The sequence below is a fragment of the Mahella australiensis 50-1 BON genome (genome assembly GCF_000213255.1).
Lineage (GTDB): Bacteria > Bacillota > Clostridia > Mahellales > Mahellaceae > Mahella > Mahella australiensis.
Window position 1 is genome coordinate 2453176 of sequence record NC_015520.1, and the last position, 22436, is coordinate 2475611.

Genomic DNA, 22436 nt, shown 5'->3' on the forward strand with positions numbered 1-22436 from the left:
TTATGAATCAGCGCGGCAAATTCACTTAATGGCACATTGCAGCCACAATGCAACTATGATAAAATAATCATAGAATACGGAAGGAGCGAATCAGATTGACCGTTCTCGAAACCAAGGGCATAAGCAAAGCCTTCGGTTCAAAAGATATATTAAAAGATATAAGCTTTCGCGTAGAACAAGGCGATAAAATAGGCATAGTAGGCCCCAACGGTGCCGGTAAAACTACGCTTATGAAAATAATAACAGGTATAGAGCACGCCGATGCCGGCGAGATATACATGCCTGGCCAATGTTCGATAGGCTATTTATCGCAAGATGCCGGCCTGGATGTAAAAAATACTGTTTGGGACGAAATGCTCTCAGCTTTCAACGAGGTAATAGCCATAGAGACGCGCATGCACGAATTAGAACGGCTTATGGCGGATGGTCAGACGGATAAAGGCACGATGTCCGAATACGCTCGCCTGTCCGACCAATTCACTCATTTGGACGGTTACAGCTATGAAAGCTATACAAGGGGCGTACTTATTGGCTTGGGGTTCTCTCCGAACGAATTCGAGCAAGCCGTAACCACTTTGAGCGGTGGTCAGAAGACACGCGTAGCACTCGGTAAATTGCTGCTGCAAAAACCGCAGCTATTATTGCTCGACGAACCGACTAATCATTTGGATATTGAAGCCACTCAGTGGTTGGAGAGCTTCTTGCAAAACTATGCGGGCGCTGTAATGGTTATATCGCACGATCGCTATTTCATGGACGCCGTATGTAATAAAATATTCGATATAGAAAATACTATGATGACAGTCTATGATGGCAACTATTCGCGATATGCAGCTTTAAAGCGCGAATTCATAGTACAGCGAGCTAAAGACTATGACCTCCAACAGAAAGAAATAAAACGTCAGCAGGAGATTATAGACAGATTCCGCTCATATAACCGGGAAAAAAGTATACGCGCCGCCCAAAGCCGTCAAAAAGCGCTGGACCGTATTGAACGCATAGATAAGCCCGTCGAACAGCAGAGCATAAGCTTTGCTTTCAAAGCGCGCCAGCGCGGCGCCAATGATGCATTAAAAGTGGAATCGCTGAGTAAATCATTTGAAAATAAATGCGTGCTAAACGATGTAACCTTCGAATTAAAACGCGGCCAGAGGGCTGCCGTTATAGGCTCCAATGGCATAGGTAAATCCACTCTGCTCAAAATCATAGCAGACCAATTGGAGCCTTCATCCGGCAGGATTCGTATAGGACAGAATACGTTTTTAGGATATTATGATCAGGAGCATGCTGGCCTTAATCCTGACAAAACCGTTCTCGAAGAGCTCTGGGACGCTTACCCACTTCTCAGCCAGACCGATGTGCGAAAGATATTGGCTGTATTTCTTTTTAAGGGCGACGACGTACTTAAGAGAATAAACGATTTGAGCGGTGGTGAACGCGCCCGCCTAGCGTTGGCCAAATTAATGCCGGCAGGATATAATATGCTGCTGCTGGACGAACCGACTAATCATCTTGACATATCAGCGCGTGAAGCGCTGGAGGACGCTTTAAAAGATTATGATGGTACATTGCTGGCGGTATCCCATGACAGGTATTTTATAAACAAGATAGCCGATATAATACTCGAACTTACACCTGATGGGATAACCGTATATGAAGGGAATTATGACGATTACTGGCAGCAAAAACATCTACAGGATGGATCGCTTCAAATTTCGGTTACATCGGCCAAAAGGAGGGCTAAACCCAAAACCGAAAATACATCGCAGGCCGCGGCATCTCAAGATATAGAAGCCGAAATAGTAACTATAGAAGACCGTATAGCAGAGTTGGAGGCGGCCATGTGCGATCCAGATGTATATACCGACGGTCAAAAAATGCGTCAATTAACGGATGAACATGCCAAGCTCAAAACTGAATTGGAAGAGTTATATGAAAAATGGGCATAGGCTCAAACCTATGCCCTGCTGTATAACATATTAAATCTGTCCGCATGTTTTTGCTCATCAGTCACAATTATATACATCCAATTCTTCATATACCAGAACGGAGCCTCTATCAGTATGATCCTATATTCTTCTACGGCGTTTGTTTCCCCCATTATGGCGCTGGCCAAGCCATCCTTGTAGCTTTTAGGCGGCGATATCTCAGGCTCAGGCACACTTATGGAAGAACCTGTGAGATAGGTATACATATCGCTGAACATCCTGTAATGTTTAAGTTCATCCTCGCGTATACCTTTTATAATATCCTTGTCCTCAGGCGGTGCCATTTCGATGAGTACAGCATAAAAAGCCGCATCATGCCGCTCACCTTCCATAGCTTCCCTTATGCGCCTGACCAGATCGGACTTATCGGCATACATAGTATCATCTCCATATATAGATTCTTATATATACTATGCAGCACAATCCGCATCGGTGTCGCCTTATATCGCGTTAGAGCGCAATCGTTCTATCATGCTCCTCACCTGCGGTATTAGGGATATTACAAAACAAATGGCCGTATCCGTACCTATAACCATACCATTAACCACCATAGAATACCATATGGGATTCATGCCCTCCGGCGCATAACTTGCAAAGAATATTACGCCGGACAGAAAGCTGGCCATAAATCTACCAAAACCACCGAGCAATACCCCTAGGCTTATATTATTTCGGCAGTAGCCGGCCAGGCCCAATGCTCCAAAAGCTATTATATAATCTAGCAATACCTGTACAGGATGTAGTATAAAAGGATCCTGTATCAGTTGCAAAAGGCCGTAAGCAACGCCTGCCGCAATACCGGCTGCCGGGCCAAAGATATAGGCATATACGAACATTGGCAGCATACTGGCCAATGTTATCGAGCCCCCCTGCGGCCAATGATAAAAACGTATATAGGACAATATAAAGGCTACGGCTATGCATAAGCCTCCGTACACGACAGATTTGGTATTAAAGCGGGCTTTGGGGCCTATTACAGCTAAAAAACCGACTACTGCCAATACCGCTATCACCACTGCTATAGTGGTGGGCGTAATCTCGGTCAAGTCCTCAAATACACTTATGATGTAATCCATACGCTCACCTCCTCTCCCTTTGTAGTATTTGCCTGACTATGCCCGGAAAGGAGGTCAAAAAAGACCACATGCTAGGCATGCGGTCTTAAGCTCTTAACAAACCGCTTCCCTACGCTAGTATTATCTAGACAGGTTCCAAGGGTTAAGCGAGAGACACTCGCTTTCTCAGCTATTCAGCTCCCCTAGCGGACACAGATCAAACATATTTAATTTTACACTTGCTATTATAGCACTATCATGGCTTGTATTACAAGCCTGATAATAAAATTTTCCTGCGATTAGTAATATAACAAATTCAACGCATGCAATGATATAAATCCTACGCCCGCTCATGAAATATTGCTGGCGTACTTACAATTCGCTTCGCTTGAGCAAGCTAACGCCGGCAATTCGCGTCCATGCTCAGTGCCGGCTGGTCGGGCGTCCATGCCCGACCTACGCTTGCTCTGCGCTGCACTCATTGAGTACGCCTACACAATATTTCAAGGCGTTCTCAGGCTTTATATCATTTGCATCGCTTTATGTCGCCCGTTTCAGTCATATATTACGAATTCCAGATAAAATTTTCATATCTCGGCTATAAGTTCTATCTCTACCGGTACGCCGGCCGGCAACTCTGATACGCCTATGGCCGCGCGCGCATGACGGCCGGCTTCTTCAAATATATCGACTATCAGCTCGGAGGCACCATTGACTATTTTAGGCTGTTGCTCAAAACCCGGCGCTGATCTGACATAACCTGTTATCTTTACAATACGTTTTACTTTATCGAGGTCGCCAACGGCACTTTTTAATACAGCTAAAGCATTTAACGCAGCCAGCCGCGCCGCTTGATAGCCTTCATCCACCGATATGCCATCGCCTACGCTGCCTTTGTATTGTGCTATGCTGTTTACTGTGGGCAATTGTCCCGATACAAAGACCATATTGCCGCATATAATCGCCGGTATGTACGCCCCCACAGGTGCAGTCGTCTGCGGTAGTTCTAATCCCAATGCCTTTATTCTTTCTTCTATAATAGACAATAGCATCACCCGTATATGTAAAAATAATGGCGGCAAGAGCTGCCGCCTAACGAGATAAAAGTCAATTAAGATGTTCTTATAAGATAGAAAGGCGAAATGTTACAGTACAAAAATGTTACAGAACATGAGCCTTATCCAGCTCCATCACATTTATCCGGGCGTTTCCCCAGCCGCTGGCGGGTCGAGGCAGAAGAACGCCCGGCAAATGATTGACATAAGTTATTATAGCACATGCTTCATAATATATCAACATGAATTTTTTGTGCAATATGTATAATTTTCACCCGATTTCTTACCTAAAAATCCATGATTTCTTTATATCGACAGCTTTATAAGGACATAGCTCCTGACAGCAAAAGCATCTTATGCATATATTTAAATCGACACGAGGGCGCTTATCCACCATCTTTATAGCCCTAGGCGGGCAATTATCGGCGCAATCGCCGCACCCTTTACACGCGTCATGATCAAATACCGGCCTGGCCATAGTCACGTTGCGCAAAAAACCGACCATAAACCGCGGTACCTTGCCGTCCAGAAAGCTTACGCCGCGGCGCGGCGGCATCTCGAAATCTTTCACTTTTACATCGTTTACAGGTATGCCTAAAACTTTTATATCATCAAGAGTTGCCGGTAAACCACGTTTTTTAGCTTGCCGCACAGTAGGTATTACATCCAGCGGTATGCCGGCTATGGAAGCCGCCGCCACATCGGCGGCAAATGTGCTGGCACTGGCCACTATGACGCCTATATTGCGTGGCCTGCCCGCCGACGGACCATTACCGTCCATACCCACTATACCGTCTATTATAGCTAATGCCGGTTTTACAGCCATGTTTATATCTATGAGCATATCGGCAAAATCATTGAGATCGGGCATTTTCAGATGATATTCAGCCTTCCTCATGCCTGGTACCACACCGAACATATTTTTTACGGCACCTGTGAACACTGCCATGCCGTGCGTCTTGAGCTTACCTATGTCGATTATCGCGTCGGCGTCGGCTATAGCTCTGACTATGGACAAACGTTTTAATATTTTGCCGTCGGAACTTGGTATCTCTGTTTCGGACACATCGTAGTTGAGCTCGGCACCTGTATTTTTAGCTGCTTGTTCTATACCGCAGGTGCGATATATACTCCTAAGCGTTCGCTCATTGAACATACCGCCCGGACTGTCGCCTATCACAGGTATACCACCTGCCCTTTGGACCGCTCCGACCACCGCCTCTACAACGGCCGGGTGAGTGGTAACCGCCTCTTCAGGCCGTTTTCTCATCAAAAGGTTTATCTTTATGAAAACCCTCTGACCGGGTCTTACATATTCTCCTATACCGCCTAAAGCGTTCAAACATTCGTTCAACGCTTCCTCTACCTTATTTTTATCATAGTCGCTGCATTTTTCTATGGCTACCGGTACTGGCATGTTTTATCCTCCATTTATGAATACATTTTGGCTACGACATATTCTATAAGCCTGTCTGGCACCAGACGCTTCAAAAATGCGATGAGCTTATAATCCGCACCCACTACCGTCCTTATAGGCGGGTTTTTGCTCGCGATTATTTTAGCCACAGCTTTAACAACTATCTCCGGCCCTGGCCCGCTCATCTCTGAATGTTCCATGGCTTCCACAGCTTTTTGGCATCGTTCCTTATAGGGCGTAGCTCCTTTAGACACTTCCGTCCACACCCTACCGGATGTAAAGCCTGTTCTCACGTCGCCCGGCTCTATGAGCACAACCTTTATCCCAAACGGTTTAACCTCTATGCGCATAGCCTGGGATAAGGCTTCCAGAGCGTATTTGCTGGCACTATACATGGATTGATATGGTATGGCTATAAAGCCGGCCACCGATCCTATATTGATTATAAGGCCGTTGCCTTTTGCTCTCATACATGGCAGTACCGCTCTGCATACGCGCAATACGCCGAAGAAATTGGTATCGAATTCATCTGTCGCCTCTTGCGGCGTTGTATCTTCGACAGCTCCGGCTAGAGCATACCCCGCACAATTTATGACTATATCGATGCCGCCTTCTTCCTGTGCCATAGAATCTACAACCGATTTTACCGTCTCGTCATCGCGCACGTCCATACGCACCATTTTTATAAAGCCGCCGCTTTTATCGTCGGCCTCAATGCTGCCGTCGCTATGACGTGAAGCGCCGTATACATGATAACCCTTATTCCTTAGATATTCCGCGCATGCCTTGCCCATGCCCGATGAAGCGCCTGTTACAAGCACCGATTTACCGTACAATATATGAGCCTCCTCACCCACTTAATTATTGAAAATGTTCTACCGATTTCTATACCCGACAGTTCTATCGGGCTATTAGCATTATAACCCCCAGCGCGGCGAACACGCCCCCCACGACCTTGCTTAAAACTTTCTCGTTAACTTTGTTAGCAAACCTCGCAGCGAAACGCCCCCCGATTAATGTTCCTATTGCTCCATATATCGCAGCTTTTAATGGAAGATTGGAAGAAATGGCGTGGCCTATAGCTCCCGACGCTGCGGTAAATGCCATTATGAGCGTAGAAGTACCTATGCCTTCATGCATGCTATACTGCATGACGAATACTAATATAAGCAATATCATAACCCCGCCGCCCGCTCCGAGCAACCCGCTTATTATACCTACCAGAATTCCGAGCAGCAAACCGGAAATTATAACATTGGATCTTAAAAGTTTTAATATGCTCGACTGTTGCGTGGCAACATTATTATTCAAATCCGGCGCCCCGCCTTTAGCCCCTCTGAACCAAAATATCACCGCCGTAATCACCAAAAATATGCTGAAAGCGCTGTTCAAACCTACATCGGGGATTAAAGGCGATATCAAGCTGCCTATCTGAGCGCCACCTACAGAACCTATAGCTATCCAAATACCCTGTTTAAGATTGAGATTTTTATTTTGGTAATATGTCCATGCCACTACCAATGATGCTATAGTATCTATAAATAGACTCGCTCCTATAGCATCCGAAGTAGCGTAACCAAGTATAACAAGAGCTGGGACTACAACCATAACGCCGCTGGCGCCTATCAGACCAGTTACAACACCAGCTACGCATCCTATGAACAAAATAAGTACATATTCCATCATGCAAAATCCTCCGTCAGTATACATCGCAAGTCATAATATCTTTTATTAAGAATTATAGCATTCTACACATATCATTACAACATTGCGCCAAGTTATTTTCCTATATTGCAGGCAGCAATACAGCATGGTAAAATATGATATAATAAAATATTTTTGGAGGTATCATATGATAATTACAACGACACCAAGCATTGAGGGTAGAAAAATAAAAGAGTATAAAGGTATTGTCAGCGGCGAAACCATCCTCGGCGCCAATGTATTCCGCGATTTCATGGCAGGGCTCAGCGACTTTTTCGGCGGACGATCCGCAGCTTATGAAGATGAACTTATAAAAGCACGCAATATAGCGCTCGGTGAAATGCAGCGCCAGGCTGAAGCTTACGGAGCCAATGCAATAGTAGGTATTGATCTGGATTATGAAGTGGTGGGTCAGGGCGGTTCCATGCTCATGGTGACGGCCAGCGGCACGGCCGTATATGTAGAATAAGCCGTGCACCCAGCTTCGACTCATGCCTCCGAGCGGTATCTGCATAGTTAGCTCCCATCAGGTTGCCCCGCGGCACACGAAAGGGCTCACTTACCGTTGCTTCCTTCCGGACCTGGCGGGGTTTATGAGGTTCCGTTGCGCAGGACCCAATGATCTACACCACTTGTGCAGGCCAGTCCTCACAGGCATAAAGCCTAAGCATGGGAATTCAATCCTGCTAGAGCGGATTGCAGGTTACAGGGCACCGCTACCTCCCCATCTAGCACGGCCATGGCGGAGAGAGTGAGATTCGAACTCACGGAGCGGTAACCCGCTCACTCGCTTTCGAGGCGAGCGCCATCGTCCACTCGGCCATCTCTCCATAAATATGCGCGGGACCAGTAATTGTTTGATCCCGCATTTATGGCGGAGAGAGAGGGATTCGAACCCTCGGTGCAGGTTTTAGCCCACACACTCGATTTCCAGTCGAGCGCCTTCGTCCACTCAGCCATCTCTCCATTTTAGGACTACTTGATAATTATCAGATTATTCAGTTGTCGTTGCGCCGGTTTTCAAAGAACTTCTTCAGCATCTCTTCACAACGCTGTTCTCCAATGCCGGCTATGATCTCTATATTACGGTCGAAGCGCCTATCACGCGGCAGGTTGTATAACGTGCCGGCGCAGCCCCATTTCAAATCAGGCGCACCGTATATAAGCTGCTCTATACGACACAGCATCATGGCACCGGTGCACATGGCACACGGCTCAAGCGTAGTATAAAGCTCACAACCGTCGAGACGCCAATCATTTATAGCAGCCATAGCTTGGCGGATAGCCAGCATCTCGGCATGGGCCGTAGCATCATGCAACCCTTCAACTTGGTTGTGACCTCTCCCTATAATCTCATCGCCTTTAGCCACTACGGCACCTATTGGCACTTCGCCTTCGGCCGCGGCAAGTTCAGCCTCTTTTATGGCCTCAGACATAAATTTATAAAGCCTATCGATTTTATCTGACATTCGCTTCAACTCACAAAGGATATTGTAACATGTATTACGCACTTTGACAAGAGGGGAAAAACAAACAAATCGTCAATCTCCCGCAGCATAGTTCATGCAGGAGATTGACGGCGGGCAAGAACGCTTACCCTTCTTTCAGACCAGTAAACGTTATACCTTCTATAAAGTAACGCTGGGCCATGAAAAACAACACAACGGTAGGCAATGCTATAATAACCGATATAGCCATGAGATAGTTCCACTTAGGCGCTTCATTCACACCGCCCATAAAGAAATACATTCCCAAAGTCATAGTGTATTTATTCATGTCTGTCAAATATATCAGCGGCCCAAGGAAGTCGTTCCAATAGCCCTTGAAGGCAAAAACCCCGACCGCCAGCAGAGCCGGCTTTATCTGAGGAAGCATGATCCTATAAAACGTATCCATAGGAGAAGCTCCGTCTATTTCAGCAGCATCGTCGAGCTCAATAGGAATACTCATAAAAAACTGCCGCAGTAGAAAGATATAAAACGGCCCCCATGCCGTCCATGCTCTCAGTATAAGTGGATCAAACTCGCCTACAAGCCCCAGTTTGTTCCATATTATATATGTCGGGATAAGCGTAACATGAAAGGGCAGCATCATAGTGCTTAGCAATACGAAAAATATAATGTCCCTGCCCGGAAAATCAAATCTGGCAAAACCGTATGCTACAAGCGTTTCGCTGGCTAATTCAGCTATCATGCCTAAAACTACTATAAAAATCGTGTTGACCAAATACTTATCAAAAGGCATGGCATTCCAAGCTTTAGAAAAATTCTCCCAGTGAGCCGGCTTGGGTATAATCTCGGGTGGCCAAGCAAATATATCGGCATCGGCTTTTAGAGCCGTCGATATAGTCCATAAAAAAGGTATAAGCACTATTATGGCTACAACCGTAATAAGGATATATATAAAAATATTGGCTAAACTCTTATGCAATCGCATATAATACCCTCCTATCTTTTAACTTCGCCTTCGTAGTATACCCATGCAGGCGTCGATCTGAAAATCAAAAGTGTCAATACGAATATTATGGCAAACAATATCCATGCAATAGCCGAGGCTTCCCCCATATGAAGCTGAGTGAACCCTCTCTCGTAGACAAGCTGATTCATGAACTTACCCGCTGCAGATGTCGGTCTGACAAACATAGCAACCGTAAATATCTGCAAAGCTCCGATCATGCCCATTATAACCTGTAATAAGATTATGGGCGATATCTGAGGAACCGTTATATGCCAGAATTTAGCCCATGCCTTAGCACCGTCTATCTCGGCCACCTCATACAAGCTTCTGGGTACTCCCTGAAGTCCGGCAAGAAACACAACGGTATTTGTACCGAATATACCCCACACGCTCATTATTACGAAGGCCGGCAACACGAACCGCGGATCACCGAACCAATCAGGTCTACCCAGCCCCAGAACATTAAAAAGCGGGGCAACGATGTAATTTAAAAGACCTGACTCGCTGTTAAACAACCATCTCCATAATAATGCTACTGCTGCATCAGGAATAACCGCAGGCATGTAATATATAGTTCTATAGATGCCTATACCCTTTATCTGCCTGTTAAGCAGCATGGCTACCAGCAATGAACCTATAACCCCTATAGGTACGCTTAAAGCCGCATATAGTAAAGTTAATCTAATGGAAGGCCAGAATTCGATATCCTGTGTAAACAACCATATGTAGTTGCCCAATCCCTTCCATTGAGGGGTACCGAAAAGACTATAATCGGTAAAGCTTAGATAGAAAGAATATATCAAAGGAAACGCAGTAAATATGATAAATCCGATAAGCCACGGCGATATCAATGCGAAGCCGGTAGCCTGTCGCTGGCGCCATCCTATTCTCCTCATCAATCGGTATATAATCAACGCCATAGCTATAAGTACTATCGGGGCCATTAACCATCGCTCAAACGGACCTATAAAGCGTTCCATCAAAAACACCTCCTTGGGGAAATTTAAATAAGGAGGCGCTTTGTGCGCCCCCTTATTAATCTTATTCAGCCGATTTTTTTAATACAGCATCGAGCTGTGGCTTAACTTTGGGTATAAGCTCTTCCGGATCAGCGTGATTATTCACTATAGGGTCCATAAGCTGAGTCCAAAAGATATTGTCCCAATCAGGATAATTACCAAAATAACGGTAAGTCCTGGCATATTCCATCGAGTTTATTATGGCTTGCATAGCGTCTTCCCTATCAGGATGAAGCTTCTTCATGGTATCCATATTGGCCATGGACTTACGAGGAGGCATAACCTTCCATTGATGTATGGCATCCGTCAAATCCAAAAACGCTTCAAATGCCACATCCCGGTTTTTGGTCTTCGCATTTATGCCCATGCCAAGTACATCGCCTAGCGTAGCTTTTGTGCCGGCAGGACCCGCAGGCAGCTCATACACGCCGCACTTGAAATCCACTTTGGTATCGAGGCTGTCTGCCGCGCCTCCCATAAACATAGCCACCTGTTGATTTTTAAACATCGTATCAAAACCGCGATCCTTTATCAACTGCTGCGACGGTACCATAGGGCTGTTAACCAGATCGGCATAGAACTTAAAAGCCGCTTTGGCTTCAGGAGTATCTATAGGTGAATTGCTAAAGTCCTCCGATATTACCTCGCCGCCATTTTGCCATATGAATACCTGAACCGGCGGCCAGCCGTTCAAAGTAAAACCCCATTGTTTCACATTTCCTTTATCAAAACCTGCTTCATCCGGATGTTTACCGTTCTGATCCACGGTTAACTTCTTAGCCGCATCTAAAAATTTATCCCAATTCCAGGAGTCATCCGGATAAGCGACTCCCGCTTTATCGAAAAGATCCTTATTGATATATAACACTACTGGCTGCTCAATCCATGGTAAACCGAATACAGAGTCTTTATACTTAAATGGTCCTAATGATGCTTCATAATAATCAGACAGCTCTGCCACTGGTTTATCGGACTTGGGTAGACGCTGCGTTATATCGAGCATGACGCCTCTGGCAGCAAATTGGGCTGCTCTCTGGGCGCTGATCCAGAATATATCAGGTCCGCTGCTGCCCGAAAGCTGCGTTGTAAGTCGCGTATCATAATCCGCGGGATTCGAATCCTGTACGATTTCATATTTATCAGATGCAGAATTCAGTTTATCCAATATAGCCTGTAGCTCCTTAGCCTCGTCGGCACCTGCCCATGTAGACAATCTTATAGTAACCTTCTGAGCCGGTTGGTTGACTTGTCCATTTTCCTGCGATGGCGGCCTTTTGGTCGTACATGCTGTTACTATTATAGAAAACAATAAAACTATCGATAATATAAGGCTTAATTTCTTAACCATGATTTATCCCTCCATTTTGTATAATACAATCCTATTGTCTATATTATACAAAATCTTATGCATATCGTCAACTTATTGCATAAACGCCAAAATACAGTAATAACTACCGCACAGAGATATTGAAATCGCGCAATATCTTTCTGGCAGCTTCGGCCTGCTCATCGGTGGGAACGGGCACGTCTTTCAACGGATAGTCCACACAAAGCTGTTCCCACTTATATACGCCCATAGTATGATACGGCAATATTTCCACCAATTCCACATTGGAAAGCCTAGATATAAATCGGCCTAGCGAGCGTATATCATCCGGATCATCGGTATAACCGGGTACCAGCACGTAACGTATCCATGTCGGTATATGCAGCTCGCTCAGATGTTGCGCAAACGCCAGAGTCTTATCGTTGGACACTCCGGTTAGCTCAGTGTGTCTTACAGGATCAATCTCCTTTATATCCAGTAACACCAGATCGGTATACGGTAAAAATGTATCGGCTCTCTCTATATCTACAAATCCAGACGTATCCAAAGCCGTATGAATGCCCTCGGTCTTGCACCTGCGAAATAGCTCGGCCACAAATCGCCATTGCAGCGTAGGCTCGCCGCCCGTTAAAGTGACGCCTCCGCCAGAATACTTCATAAAATTCTTGTATTTTTTTATATCCTGCATCAATTCATCTACGCTCATAATGCGACCGTGGGACATATCCCACGTATCGCGATTATGGCAGTATTTGCAGCGCAGCGGACAGCCCTGCATGAAAACCACATAGCGTATGCCGGGGCCGTCCACCGTCCCCATGGTCTCTATAGAGTGGATCCTTCCCTTTACGTCCACTTATTTTACCTCATGGAATGTACGGTTTATAACGTCGAGCTGCTGCTCACGCGTCAACTTGATGAAATTCACTGCGTAACCGGACACCCTTATAGTAAGCTGCGGATATTTCTCAGGATGATCCATGGCATCTAAAAGGGTTTCTCGGTCAAAGACATTGACGTTTATATGATGACCGTTTTGCGCAAAGTACGCCGAAAGCAGCGCCACGAGATTGCTCACGCGCTCTTCCTCATCCTTGCCCAGCGCTTTGGGCACTATGGAGAATGTATAGGATATACCGTCCTGGGCATATTCATACGGCAACTTGGCGACGGAGCTCATCGAGGCTACCGCGCCTTTTTTATCACGGCCATGCATCGGGTTGGCTCCCGGAGCAAAAGGCTCTCCTTTTTTACGGCCATCAGGCGTATTACCGGTCTTTTTGCCGTATACCACGTTGGATGTAATGGTCAGTATAGACTGAGTATGCATAGCATGGCGATATGTGGTTTGCTTGCGCAGTTTGCCCATAAACCGTTGCACTATATCCACAGCTATATCGTCCACGCGATCGTCATTATTGCCGAACGTCGGAAATTCACCGTTTATCTCGAAATCCACCGCTATGCCGTCGTCGCTGCGTATAGGCTTTACTTTGGCATATTTTATAGCCGATAACGAATCGGCCACAACCGAAAGGCCGGCTATGCCAAATGCCATAGTCCGCAGTATATCCTTATCGTGCAGAGCCATCTCTATGGCTTCATAGCTGTATTTATCGTGCATATAATGTATAACGTTCAAGGCGCCGACATATACCCTGGCCAGCCAATCCAGCATGGTGTCGAAACGCTCCATCACCTCATCGTAATCGAGATACTCGGATGTTATAGGTGCAAAGCGCGGCGCTACCTGCTGTCCGGACAGTTCGTCGCGCCCACCGTTTATAGCGTACAGCAACGCTTTGGCCAAATTAACCCTGGCACCGAAGAACTGCATCTGTTTACCCACACGCATAGCCGATACACAGCACGCTATAGCATAATCGTCTCCCCAGTACTGGCGCATGAGATCATCGTTCTCATATTGTATAGCGCTTGTGTGTATGGATAATCCTGCGCAATAGCGCTTAAAAGGCTCGGGCAGACGGTTAGACCACAGCACGGTAAGGTTGGGCTCGGGCGCCGGCCCCAGATTTTCTAACGTATGCAGCATGCGGAAAGACGTCTTTGTAACCAGCGTGCGGCCATCCAAACCCATGCCGCCTATAGACTCGGTCACCCATACCGGATCGCCGCTGAAGAGCTCGTTATAGCTAGGAGTGCGCAAAAACCTCACTATACGCAGTTTCATCACAAAGTGATCTATTAATTCCTGCGCCTCGCGTTCAGTTAAAATACCAGCTTTTACATCATGGTCGATATATATATCCAAAAAAGTCGATACGCGGCCAAGGCTCATAGCGGCACCGTTTTGTTCCTTTATGGCGGCGAGGTACCCGAAATACAGCCACTGCACGGCCTGGCGCGCATCCTGAGCCGGAGCAGATATGTCAAACCCATACGATGCAGCCATCTCCTTCAGCTCATTCAACGCCCGGATTTGATCGTTTATTTCCTCCCGGGCGCGTATGACCTCCTGGTTTATATCGTTTACTTCAAGTTGTATAAGCTGTTGTTTCTTGTCTTCTATGAGCCTGTCCACACCATAGAGCGCTATGCGCCTGTAGTCGCCTATAATGCGACCGCGGCCGTAAGCATCGGGTAAACCGGTTATGATGCCGGCATGACGCGCCTTTCTCATCTCTGTGGTATAGGCGTCATACACACCTTGATTATGAGTCTTTCTATATTGAGTGAATATCCTTTCCACCTCGGGGTCCAATTCGTAACCGTAGGCCTCGCATGCCTGTTTTACCATGCGTATGCCACCGAACGGCATTATGGCCCGTTTAAGCGGCTGGTCGGTCTGAAGCCCCACTATTTTCTCCAAATCCTTATCTATATAACCGGGCTTATGCGATGTGATGGTCGATACTGTCTTAGTATCTATGTCCAACACTCCGCCCTTCTCAGTTTCTTTTTTTAACAGCTCACTTATCTTATCCCAGAGCTTTTGCGTAGCGGCCGTAGGATCGGCCAGAAATGATTCATCGCCTTCATATGGCGTATAATTCAATTGTATAAAATCCCTTACATCTATATCGCGGCACCATTTGCCTTCTATAAAATCCATCGAACATCAACCTTTCTTAATAAATACAAGTGGTTTACTTGTATTTATTATACCACCGAATTGACGTATAATCCAGTTTTCAGCCAAAGTCTTAAAGTTGATTAAATTCGTACAATTTATACAATTCTTTATACATCATAAACCGAATATCGAGCTTCAAGGCGTCTGAAAGCCACCACCACCGATGTCATCTATAATAAAAGCCGTTATGTTGAAATCCCTCGTAAAGCGTCTAACATCTCTTCCTCTGCACCTTATAGTTATTATATCCGCCCGACAGGTTGTATACCTCTTTAAAACCCATCTGCAGCAATAGATTTTGCGCAGCATTGCCCGTCACGCCCCTGTTGCAGTAGGTCACAACAGGTATATTCTTGTCGAGTTTACCGGCCTCACTGCGAAGGTCCTCCAGCGGTATATTTACAGCGCCTTCGATATGCCCTTTCTCATACATTTCGGGCTCTCTTGTATCTATGATCGTTACAGGCTCCCCGGCCATCTGGCGCTGTATCAGCTGGTCGGGCGTCATAAGAGGGCGCTGACGCTTTAATATACCCTCCAGTATCATACCGGTATACATAACCGGATCCTTTGCAGTGGAAAATGGCGGCGCATATGCCAGATCAAGATGGAATAAATCCTCAGCCTTTGCTCCAAACGTTATGGCCGTCACAAAAACGTCTATGCGCTTGTCCACACCGCGAGGCCCCACTATCTGAGCGCCCAGGATTTTATGCGTCGTTTTATCGGCCACCGCCTTTATAACCATTTCCGCACTGTCTGGGTAATAATCGGCATGATCGTATTTTATATTATGGCACACTACCACGTCGTATCCCTGAGCTTTGGCTTCTTTTTCGGATAAGCCCGTTTGCGCCACAGCCATATCAAATGTCTTGAATATGCCAGTACCCAATATACCTCGAAATTCGAGATCACCGCCGGTCATCTGATCGCCAGCTATGCGCCCCATCTTATTGGCCGTCGAACCAAGCGGACGATACAGAGGTTTGCCGTTTATCACCGAAAATGCCTCGGCGCAATCTCCGGCAGCATATATATCCGGTACATTAGTTTGCATGCGCGTATCGACCGCTATAGCACCGGTAGGACCGAGGGCTATACCGGCTCTTTTAGCCAACTCAACCTCAGGCCTTATGCCTATGGCCATGATGACCATATCGGTTTCAATCTCAATGCCACCGGCAAGGCGCACCGTATCGACCTCCTCATCACCGAGCAGTTCCTCTACCGCATGGCCGAGATACAGCTTCACGCCGTTTCGTTCAAGGTACTGCTGCACATATATGGCCATATCAGGGTCTAGCGGCGTCATCACCTGCGGCGCCATATCGGCCAAATCCACCGCTATGCCTCGGTGAACAAGATTTTCGGCCATCTCCAGCCCGATAAAACCGCCGCCTATTATAACGGCATGCCTCGGCTGTTTTTGTTGAATAAATTCATTTATGGCATCGGCATGAGCCACGTTTCTCAAAGGAAATACGTTGGGCTTGTCTATGCCGGGTATGGGCGGCATGATAGGATGTGCACCGGTGGCTATGAGCAGCTTATCATATCTATCCTCGAATTGTTCTCCTGTGGCCATATTCACTATGCTCAGGGTTTTAGATGCCGTATCTATATCGGCTACCGAATGCCCGGTAAATACGTCGATATTATACCGTTGTTTGAAGAAAGCCTCATCGCGTGGCGTAAGTTTAGCGCGTTCTTTGACGACCCCACCTATGTAATAGGGCAGCCCGCACCCGGAATACGATATATCTCTATCCTTCTCATATATGACTATCTCAGCGCTTTCATCATTGCGCCTCGCTTTAGCTGCAGCCGACGTGCCGGCTGCCACAGAACCTATAACTACTATCCTCATGATTTTTCTCCTCCGTATCTACTTTTTCTTTCCTTCGAAAAACGACAGTATTAACGAGAGCATCGACAGAACTATGGCGGCATATAGCCAGCCGCGATTATTATCCACCGGGCAAACGCCGGCCGGTAGATTTCGATATGCAATATATACCGAAAACAACGCATATACCGCAACCGCCATAGCCAGTATAAAGAATATATTGCTTATAACTCGGACTATATTATGCTTTATCGAGCATCACCCTCTGCTATGCGTAATTATATCACTACGGCGATAATAATTATCAGATACTATTTATTATACAACAATTATGGCCGGGCTACAAGCATCATAAAAAATAATGAATTAAGAAAACCAATCCGATGACATTGAAACATTGGATTTTCGGCGAAATTCACTCGGTGAAAGGCCTGTATATTTTTTAAATAAATAAGAGAAATATTGCCGGCTGTTTATACCCACCATAAGGCATAAATCGGTCAAAGGAATGTCGGTTTTTCGCAGCAATAGCTTTGCCTTATCTATGCGCAATTTGTTGAGATGATCCATAGGAGTATGGCCGATGGTCTGCTTAAATATTTTTTGAAAATATCTCGTGCTTATACTCAAAGCCACGGCTATGTCATCTACCGAAATATCTTCCGAATAATGCCTGCGCATATAATCCAAACTTTTATTAACATATACATTAGCAGGGCTATGATCAGCCGTTTGCCCTGCACAATATATCCGCGATATTTTGAGCATGAGTTCCAATACCATAAGGGCTAAAAGAAGGTTTTTACTTGCATCATCGGACTCCAATTCCCGAATGATATCCCGAACAGTCGCATAAAGTGTCTCGGAATCGCTTAAATGGAAAAATTCATTATCGCTGTTCAAGAGCCCTCTTATCTCCATGGATAACGCCCATAGATCGCTTATAGAGCACGGTACATCATTGCTTGGACAAAATATAAATTCCATATTGGCCACACGGCAGTTTCTACCCCTCTCCACGTACAGACGATGAGGTATGCCACCGTTTATCAGCACGAATTCTCCCGCCGATAATGTCATGCTATGTTCCATTATAGAGACCGTGCATTTGCCTTTGCTAACATACATGAGTTCTATACTTTTATGTTGATGCATTGGCATATCAAAGCCCTGCACAAATTCTACATCATAATAATTTTCAAAATTAGGTGCAACCTTTATATTATGCAATAATTCGCTATATAGATCATGGATGTATGCTGCCATAATCAATCACCTCAGACTTACTGTTGATATTATATCACATGACGCAATTTATTTCTTTTGATTTATCCAAAAGGACGCTATATCTTAAATCCATCGATAGCGCTTTTGATATAATGAAACAAAGATAAATTATTGGATGGAGAAATTTTTTATGGCTTTTAAGGCAGCTTTTATCGGTGCCGGCAGCATCGGCTTTACGCGCGGACTGCTGCGCGATCTCTTATCGGTACCGGAGTTCAACGATGCACAAATCGCTTTTACTGACATAAACCAGCGCAATCTCGATATGGTAACGCAGTTATGCCAGCGGGATATAACTGAGAACGGATGCAAGGCTACACTTACAGCCACGCTGGATCGCCGCGAGGCGTTAAAAGATGCCAAATATGTGTTCAACGTGGTGCGTATAGGTGGATTGGAAGCCTTTCAGATGGACATAGACATACCGCTTAAATACGGTATAGACCAGTGCGTAGGCGATACCCTGTGCGCCGGCGGCATCATGTACGGGCAGCGCGGCATACCGGCCGTATTGGATTTTTGCAAGGACATACGAGAGGTCAGCGCACCGGATTGCTTATTGCTCAATTACGCCAATCCAAATGCCATGATAACATGGGCTTGCAACAAATATGGCGGTGTAAAAACCATCGGTTTGTGTCACGGTGTCCAAGGCGGACATCAACAGATAGCTGAGGTACTAGGCCTGAAACCCGAAGAGGTGGACATCATATGCGCCGGCATAAACCACATGACCTGGTACATACAGGTCAAACATAAAGGGGAAGATATGACAGGCAAGCTACTGGAAGCGTTCGAAAAACATCCCGTCTATAGCAAGACCGAAAAGGTCCGCATCGATATATTGCGCAGATTTGGATATTACAGCACTGAATCCAACGGCCATTTAAGCGAGTATGTACCATGGTATCGCAAGAGACCGGACGAGATAAAAGATTGGATCGACTTAAGCAGTTGGATCAACGGCGAAACTGGCGGATATCTACGCGTATGCACAGAAGGTCGCAACTGGTTTGAAACCGATTTCCCCAATTGGCTAAAAGAGCCTCCGCTCGTATACGATCAATCTCACCGCAGCAAAGAACACGGCTCTTATATAATAGAAGGCCTGGAAACCGGGCGCACCTATCGCGGCCATTTTAATGTGGTAAACCAGCATACCATCACCAATCTGCCCCCTGATGCAATAGTGGAGGTACCGGGCTACGTAGATTACAATGGCATAAATATACCGCGTATAGGCGATTTGCCGCTCGGATGTGCGGCCATGTGCAACTCCAATATATCAGTGCAGCGCATGGCTGTAGAAGCAGCAGTGCACGGCGACGACATGCTATTGCGCCAGGCTATGCTGATGGACCCTTTGGTAGGCGCTGTATGCAATCCACCCGAGGTATGGCAACTGGTAGATGAAATGCTGGTGGCAGAGGCACAATGGTTGCCACAATACAAAGAAGCTATAGATAAGGCCAAGCAAAGGCTCTCATCTGGCAATTTGATAAAAACGAAGGATTACCGCGGCGCAGCCAGGCTAAAAGTAAAAACAGTAGAGGAAATGGCCCAGGATCGTAAAGCGGCTACCAAAAATGCGGCAGCTGCCGATAAGGCCGCTAAAGAATAGCATCTGCAACTATATAGAGCCTGCGTCTGCTTATGGCCTGAAATATATGCTTCGCTACGGCTGCGAAGTAGACCATTACGCAATGAAAGATTGCTGCGGTCCTACTCTTCAAAAGTCCGCCTAGCATATATTTCGGGCTTTTTACAACACAATGATGCGGTGGCATACTTTATGATTATCTTTTTGCCTAGGAGATGTAAGATTTACGTTTGAATACACGCAATGATGCCGCCCAACACGCAGCGTAAATCAATGGGCCTACCAGTAAAAAGGCAAATGGCGTATATGGCTGGTCTAGAAGTTTTATAGCATCTTTTATATACTCCGCTGCCGCAGTACCTTGAATAAGAGAAGGTCCGAGTGAGATCGCAAGTATTAGAATAATCACAATAAAAGACATATACTGCCTCGATTTTGCAGGTCCAACACAGAAAAAAAGCAACAGCAATATACCACAATATGCTAAGTTGACGCTAACCAATATCAGTATATTCATTATAATATCCATAAGGGATATGTTCTGAGGTGTAACTATACCTATTACACCCAACAATATAAATGAAACAACAAAAGACAACACATCCAATACTATGACTGTAACAAATTTATTGTCTACAATCATAGATTCTTTGAGAGGTAATGTCTTCATAAAATATATACCCTTGTATTTATCTTCATTATATAAAATCTGTTGTACGATAGCGTAAACAGCCATCAAACCATAAAGATATACAAGAACGTTTGTTATATAATTGCTTTTCCCATGTAAATTGCTCAAGATGGCTATCAACGCGAAGAAACCCCATATAGCTAAAACCTGCATTATCGATTTGCGGACCTGATATAAGTCCTTATATACCAGTGCCAACATTAATATATCTCTCCTTTCACATAAGCCAGCATTATATCGCTGAGGTCCATTCCATAGGCCTCAGGATCCTTAGCGGCGATATTCTTATACATCCTCCTGAATGCCGGAAAATCGGCTGTAACCGCCATACATTCGTCGCCTACACTTTTATGGGCAATAAATAGATTCGCAGATAGCTTATTAAACTCAGCGGTTCTAATGTGAACCTTTTTAATTTTGGCTATAATGTCATCCTTTTCTGCGGATACCAGTATCCGTCCATCATTTATCAACACTATATAATCTGCTACTTTATCCAGGTCTTCAGTTATGTGCGTGGAAAATAATATCGAACGCTTTCCATCCTCTATGAACTTGGCTAAAAGCTTAAGTATATCGCGACGTATCACGGGATCCAGACCCGATGTAGGTTCATCCAATATGAGCAGGTCAGGTTTATGCGCCATAGCCAGCGCTAAAGCAAATTTAACACGGTTCCCTTTGGATAGATCACCTACTTTTTTATTTTCATCTATATCAAATTGTTTTATAAGATCAATATAGGTTTTATTATCCCAGCTCGGATAAAATTTGCTCACAAGATCAGCGGTCCATTTCACGCTCATCTCGTCGTAAAACGGCTGCTCCTCGCCCACATATCCTATACGTTGTTTTATCAGCACCTCATTTTCTTCATTCCAGCGCATGCCGAATAGCTTTATATCACCCTTATCTGGAGCTACGATATTCATCAGCAGTTTTATAGTAGTAGTCTTACCCGCTCCATTGGGACCTATAAGCCCCATTATGTAGCCTTCTGGCAATACAATGTCGACATCTTTTAACTCAAACTTCTGATATTTCTTGCATAATCCTTTAGCTTCTACTATCATCCCTTATCCTCCTTGAATAACTCCTTTATCAGTCCTAATATTTCTTCACCTTTAAGGCCGAGCGCTCGGCATTTTTCCACGGCTTCGGACAATATCTCCTCGGCCTGCTTATGCCGCATATCGTCTAATTGTGGTGCCGATATGCGAGCGGCAAATGTCCCCAAACCCTGCCGGGTATAGATATAACCCTCACGCTCCAGATCATCGTATGCGCGCTTAACCGTTATAACGCTAGTCAAAAGCTGCTGTGCGAGCTGGCGTATGGAGGGAAGTTCTTGCCCCGGCGCTATGGTACCATCCATTATCTGCACTTTTATCTGATCTGCGATCTGCTGATACAACGGCCTTATATCTTCCTGCGATAGATGGATATACATATACCACCTCACTCATGTTATACTGTTTATATTCAATATATACAGTATAACACTAAAATATACATTCGTCAACTACTTGTTTTTAAATATCTTCAATTCGTAATATGTCAAATTCAGTGCATACAAGGAAAACAAATTGTCTCTTGACATAGAGCATACTCCAAGTTGTACGCTATGAATAGCGCCAATAATAAGGAGGGTTTAACATGTCAACGGTTTATATGACGAAAGATATTAGTTCTGAAGGCCTGATTAGGGTTTATAAGGTTTTAGGCCGCAAGGCGTCAGGCAAAGTCGCAGTAAAGATTTCTAGCGGAGAGCCGGGCGGTCATACATTGGAGTATGCTGAAACTTTGGGCCTAGGCAAAAGAAAATATGAGCTGATCTCTGCCCAGATCGCTCTGTTGACATTTGCAATTTTGCTGAGATAAGGCCTGCTGTTA

General features: G+C 45.4%; 20 protein-coding genes, 2 tRNA genes, 1 other RNA gene, 1 pseudogene and 1 riboswitch. Of the genes and pseudogenes, 4 read left to right on the forward strand and 20 right to left on the reverse strand.

Going from position 1 to position 22436, the window contains the following annotated elements; translation table 11 throughout:
* Positions 1-95 precede the first annotated feature (95 nt).
* On the forward strand, positions 96-1949 hold the full coding sequence (gene abc-f, locus MAHAU_RS11465) for a ribosomal protection-like ABC-F family protein (RefSeq protein WP_013781896.1): 1854 nt from the start codon (positions 96-98) through the stop codon (positions 1947-1949).
* A gap of 8 nt (positions 1950-1957) precedes the next feature.
* Here the strand turns inward: abc-f and MAHAU_RS11470 are convergent, their stop codons facing one another.
* From MAHAU_RS11470 to MAHAU_RS11495, 6 genes are all read right to left on the reverse strand, one after another.
* Positions 1958-2365: a ferritin-like domain-containing protein gene (locus tag MAHAU_RS11470; RefSeq protein ID WP_013781897.1), complete on the reverse strand. Its 408-nt coding sequence runs from the start codon at positions 2363-2365 to the stop codon at positions 1958-1960.
* 63 nt (positions 2366-2428) lie between these two features.
* The gene (thiT, locus tag MAHAU_RS11475) at positions 2429-3064 is read right to left on the reverse strand and encodes an energy-coupled thiamine transporter ThiT (RefSeq protein WP_013781898.1); all 636 of its coding nucleotides are present in this window, start codon (positions 3062-3064) and stop codon (positions 2429-2431) included.
* An 89-nt stretch (positions 3065-3153) separates the two neighbouring features.
* Positions 3154-3258: riboswitch (TPP riboswitch) on the reverse strand.
* 372 nt (positions 3259-3630) lie between these two features.
* Positions 3631-4125 carry a RidA family protein gene (locus MAHAU_RS11480; protein ID WP_013781899.1) on the reverse strand — a complete coding sequence of 165 codons (495 nt, stop codon included), beginning with the start codon at positions 4123-4125 and terminating at the stop codon, positions 3631-3633.
* A 256-nt stretch (positions 4126-4381) separates the two neighbouring features.
* Complete coding sequence (locus MAHAU_RS11485; RefSeq protein ID WP_013781900.1) at positions 4382-5515, reverse strand: DUF362 domain-containing protein; 1134 nt, start codon at positions 5513-5515, stop codon at positions 4382-4384.
* A gap of 14 nt (positions 5516-5529) precedes the next feature.
* Complete coding sequence (locus MAHAU_RS11490) at positions 5530-6351, reverse strand: SDR family oxidoreductase (protein ID WP_013781901.1); 822 nt, start codon at positions 6349-6351, stop codon at positions 5530-5532.
* 64 nt (positions 6352-6415) lie between these two features.
* Positions 6416-7201 carry a sulfite exporter TauE/SafE family protein gene (locus MAHAU_RS11495; RefSeq protein ID WP_013781902.1) on the reverse strand — a complete coding sequence of 262 codons (786 nt, stop codon included), beginning with the start codon at positions 7199-7201 and terminating at the stop codon, positions 6416-6418.
* A 166-nt stretch (positions 7202-7367) separates the two neighbouring features.
* Here MAHAU_RS11495 and MAHAU_RS11500 point away from each other — a divergent pair, with 166 nt between their 5' ends.
* Positions 7368-7688 carry a heavy metal-binding domain-containing protein gene (locus tag MAHAU_RS11500; RefSeq protein WP_013781903.1) on the forward strand — a complete coding sequence of 107 codons (321 nt, stop codon included), beginning with the start codon at positions 7368-7370 and terminating at the stop codon, positions 7686-7688.
* 1 nt (position 7689) lies between these two features.
* On the opposite strand, the gene ffs is transcribed toward MAHAU_RS11500, so the two are convergent.
* The 11 genes from ffs to MAHAU_RS11555 form a co-directional block, all read right to left on the reverse strand.
* An RNA gene (gene ffs, locus MAHAU_RS15410) (signal recognition particle sRNA large type) lies at positions 7690-7956 on the reverse strand.
* 3 nt (positions 7957-7959) lie between these two features.
* Positions 7960-8049: transfer RNA gene (locus MAHAU_RS11505), tRNA-Ser, on the reverse strand.
* A gap of 42 nt (positions 8050-8091) precedes the next feature.
* Positions 8092-8185 (reverse strand) — tRNA-Ser (locus MAHAU_RS11510).
* Positions 8186-8217: 32 nt separating this feature from the next.
* Entirely contained in the window at positions 8218-8688 is a 471-nt protein-coding gene (locus MAHAU_RS11515) for a nucleoside deaminase (RefSeq protein ID WP_013781904.1), read from the reverse strand.
* A gap of 124 nt (positions 8689-8812) precedes the next feature.
* Entirely contained in the window at positions 8813-9655 is an 843-nt protein-coding gene (locus MAHAU_RS11520) for a carbohydrate ABC transporter permease (RefSeq protein ID WP_013781905.1), read from the reverse strand.
* Positions 9656-9666: 11 nt separating this feature from the next.
* A complete protein-coding gene (locus MAHAU_RS11525; RefSeq protein ID WP_013781906.1) occupies positions 9667-10656 on the reverse strand; it encodes a carbohydrate ABC transporter permease in 990 nt (329 codons plus the stop codon).
* A gap of 61 nt (positions 10657-10717) precedes the next feature.
* On the reverse strand, positions 10718-12043 hold the full coding sequence (locus tag MAHAU_RS11530) for an ABC transporter substrate-binding protein (RefSeq protein WP_013781907.1): 1326 nt from the start codon (positions 12041-12043) through the stop codon (positions 10718-10720).
* A 103-nt stretch (positions 12044-12146) separates the two neighbouring features.
* A complete protein-coding gene (gene pflA / locus MAHAU_RS11535; protein ID WP_013781908.1) occupies positions 12147-12878 on the reverse strand; it encodes a pyruvate formate-lyase-activating protein in 732 nt (243 codons plus the stop codon).
* On the reverse strand, positions 12879-15095 hold the full coding sequence (gene pflB, locus MAHAU_RS11540; RefSeq protein ID WP_013781909.1) for a formate C-acetyltransferase: 2217 nt from the start codon (positions 15093-15095) through the stop codon (positions 12879-12881).
* Between the two features lie 232 nt (positions 15096-15327).
* Complete coding sequence (locus MAHAU_RS11545) at positions 15328-16986, reverse strand: FAD-dependent oxidoreductase (protein ID WP_013781910.1); 1659 nt, start codon at positions 16984-16986, stop codon at positions 15328-15330.
* A 345-nt stretch (positions 16987-17331) separates the two neighbouring features.
* Positions 17332-18231 (reverse strand): AraC family transcriptional regulator, encoded by a 900-nt coding sequence (locus tag MAHAU_RS11555; protein ID WP_013781911.1) that lies wholly within the window; start codon positions 18229-18231, stop codon positions 17332-17334.
* A gap of 151 nt (positions 18232-18382) precedes the next feature.
* Between MAHAU_RS11555 and melA the strand changes: the two genes are divergently transcribed.
* Complete coding sequence (melA, locus tag MAHAU_RS11560; protein WP_013781912.1) at positions 18383-19873, forward strand: alpha-glucosidase/alpha-galactosidase; 1491 nt, start codon at positions 18383-18385, stop codon at positions 19871-19873.
* Between the two features lie 187 nt (positions 19874-20060).
* Here the strand turns inward: melA and MAHAU_RS11565 are convergent, their stop codons facing one another.
* Genes MAHAU_RS11565 through MAHAU_RS11575 form a run of 3 tightly spaced genes read right to left on the reverse strand, consistent with a single transcriptional unit; the run spans position 20061 to position 21993 of the window.
* Positions 20061-20744, reverse strand: coding sequence for an ABC-2 transporter permease (locus MAHAU_RS11565; RefSeq protein WP_013781913.1), 684 nt, complete (start codon positions 20742-20744; stop codon positions 20061-20063).
* The gene (locus tag MAHAU_RS11570) at positions 20744-21616 is read right to left on the reverse strand and encodes an ABC transporter ATP-binding protein (protein WP_013781914.1); all 873 of its coding nucleotides are present in this window, start codon (positions 21614-21616) and stop codon (positions 20744-20746) included. Before MAHAU_RS11570 ends, MAHAU_RS11565 begins: the two co-directional genes overlap by 1 nt.
* Positions 21613-21993, reverse strand: coding sequence for a GntR family transcriptional regulator (locus tag MAHAU_RS11575; protein ID WP_013781915.1), 381 nt, complete (start codon positions 21991-21993; stop codon positions 21613-21615). The genes MAHAU_RS11570 and MAHAU_RS11575 overlap by 4 nt, the downstream gene beginning before the upstream one ends.
* 206 nt (positions 21994-22199) lie before the next feature.
* Between MAHAU_RS11575 and MAHAU_RS16235 the strand changes: the two are divergent.
* A pseudogene (locus MAHAU_RS16235) lies at positions 22200-22325 on the forward strand (DUF362 domain-containing protein); the annotation flags it as partial.
* Between the last annotated feature and the right edge of the window lie 111 nt (positions 22326-22436).

Coding starts and splice junctions, on each gene's coding strand:
- MAHAU_RS11470 (WP_013781897.1), bottom strand. CDS start 2,365: ATGTATGCCGATAAGTCCGATCTGGTCAGGCGCATAAGGGAAGCTATG.
- thiT (WP_013781898.1), bottom strand. CDS start 3,064: ATGGATTACATCATAAGTGTATTTGAGGACTTGACCGAGATTACGCCC.
- MAHAU_RS11485 (WP_013781900.1), bottom strand. CDS start 5,515: ATGCCAGTACCGGTAGCCATAGAAAAATGCAGCGACTATGATAAAAAT.
- MAHAU_RS11495 (WP_013781902.1), bottom strand. CDS start 7,201: ATGATGGAATATGTACTTATTTTGTTCATAGGATGCGTAGCTGGTGTT.
- MAHAU_RS11500 (WP_013781903.1), top strand. CDS start 7,368: ATGATAATTACAACGACACCAAGCATTGAGGGTAGAAAAATAAAAGAG.
- MAHAU_RS11515 (WP_013781904.1), bottom strand. CDS start 8,688: ATGTCAGATAAAATCGATAGGCTTTATAAATTTATGTCTGAGGCCATA.
- MAHAU_RS11520 (WP_013781905.1), bottom strand. CDS start 9,655: ATGCGATTGCATAAGAGTTTAGCCAATATTTTTATATATATCCTTATT.
- MAHAU_RS11525 (WP_013781906.1), bottom strand. CDS start 10,656: ATGGAACGCTTTATAGGTCCGTTTGAGCGATGGTTAATGGCCCCGATA.
- MAHAU_RS11530 (WP_013781907.1), bottom strand. CDS start 12,043: ATGGTTAAGAAATTAAGCCTTATATTATCGATAGTTTTATTGTTTTCT.
- pflB (WP_013781909.1), bottom strand. CDS start 15,095: ATGGATTTTATAGAAGGCAAATGGTGCCGCGATATAGATGTAAGGGAT.
- MAHAU_RS11545 (WP_013781910.1), bottom strand. CDS start 16,986: ATGAGGATAGTAGTTATAGGTTCTGTGGCAGCCGGCACGTCGGCTGCA.
- MAHAU_RS11555 (WP_013781911.1), bottom strand. CDS start 18,231: ATGGCAGCATACATCCATGATCTATATAGCGAATTATTGCATAATATA.
- melA (WP_013781912.1), top strand. CDS start 18,383: ATGGCTTTTAAGGCAGCTTTTATCGGTGCCGGCAGCATCGGCTTTACG.
- MAHAU_RS11565 (WP_013781913.1), bottom strand. CDS start 20,744: ATGTTGGCACTGGTATATAAGGACTTATATCAGGTCCGCAAATCGATA.
- MAHAU_RS11570 (WP_013781914.1), bottom strand. CDS start 21,616: ATGATAGTAGAAGCTAAAGGATTATGCAAGAAATATCAGAAGTTTGAG.
- MAHAU_RS11575 (WP_013781915.1), bottom strand. CDS start 21,993: ATGTATATCCATCTATCGCAGGAAGATATAAGGCCGTTGTATCAGCAG.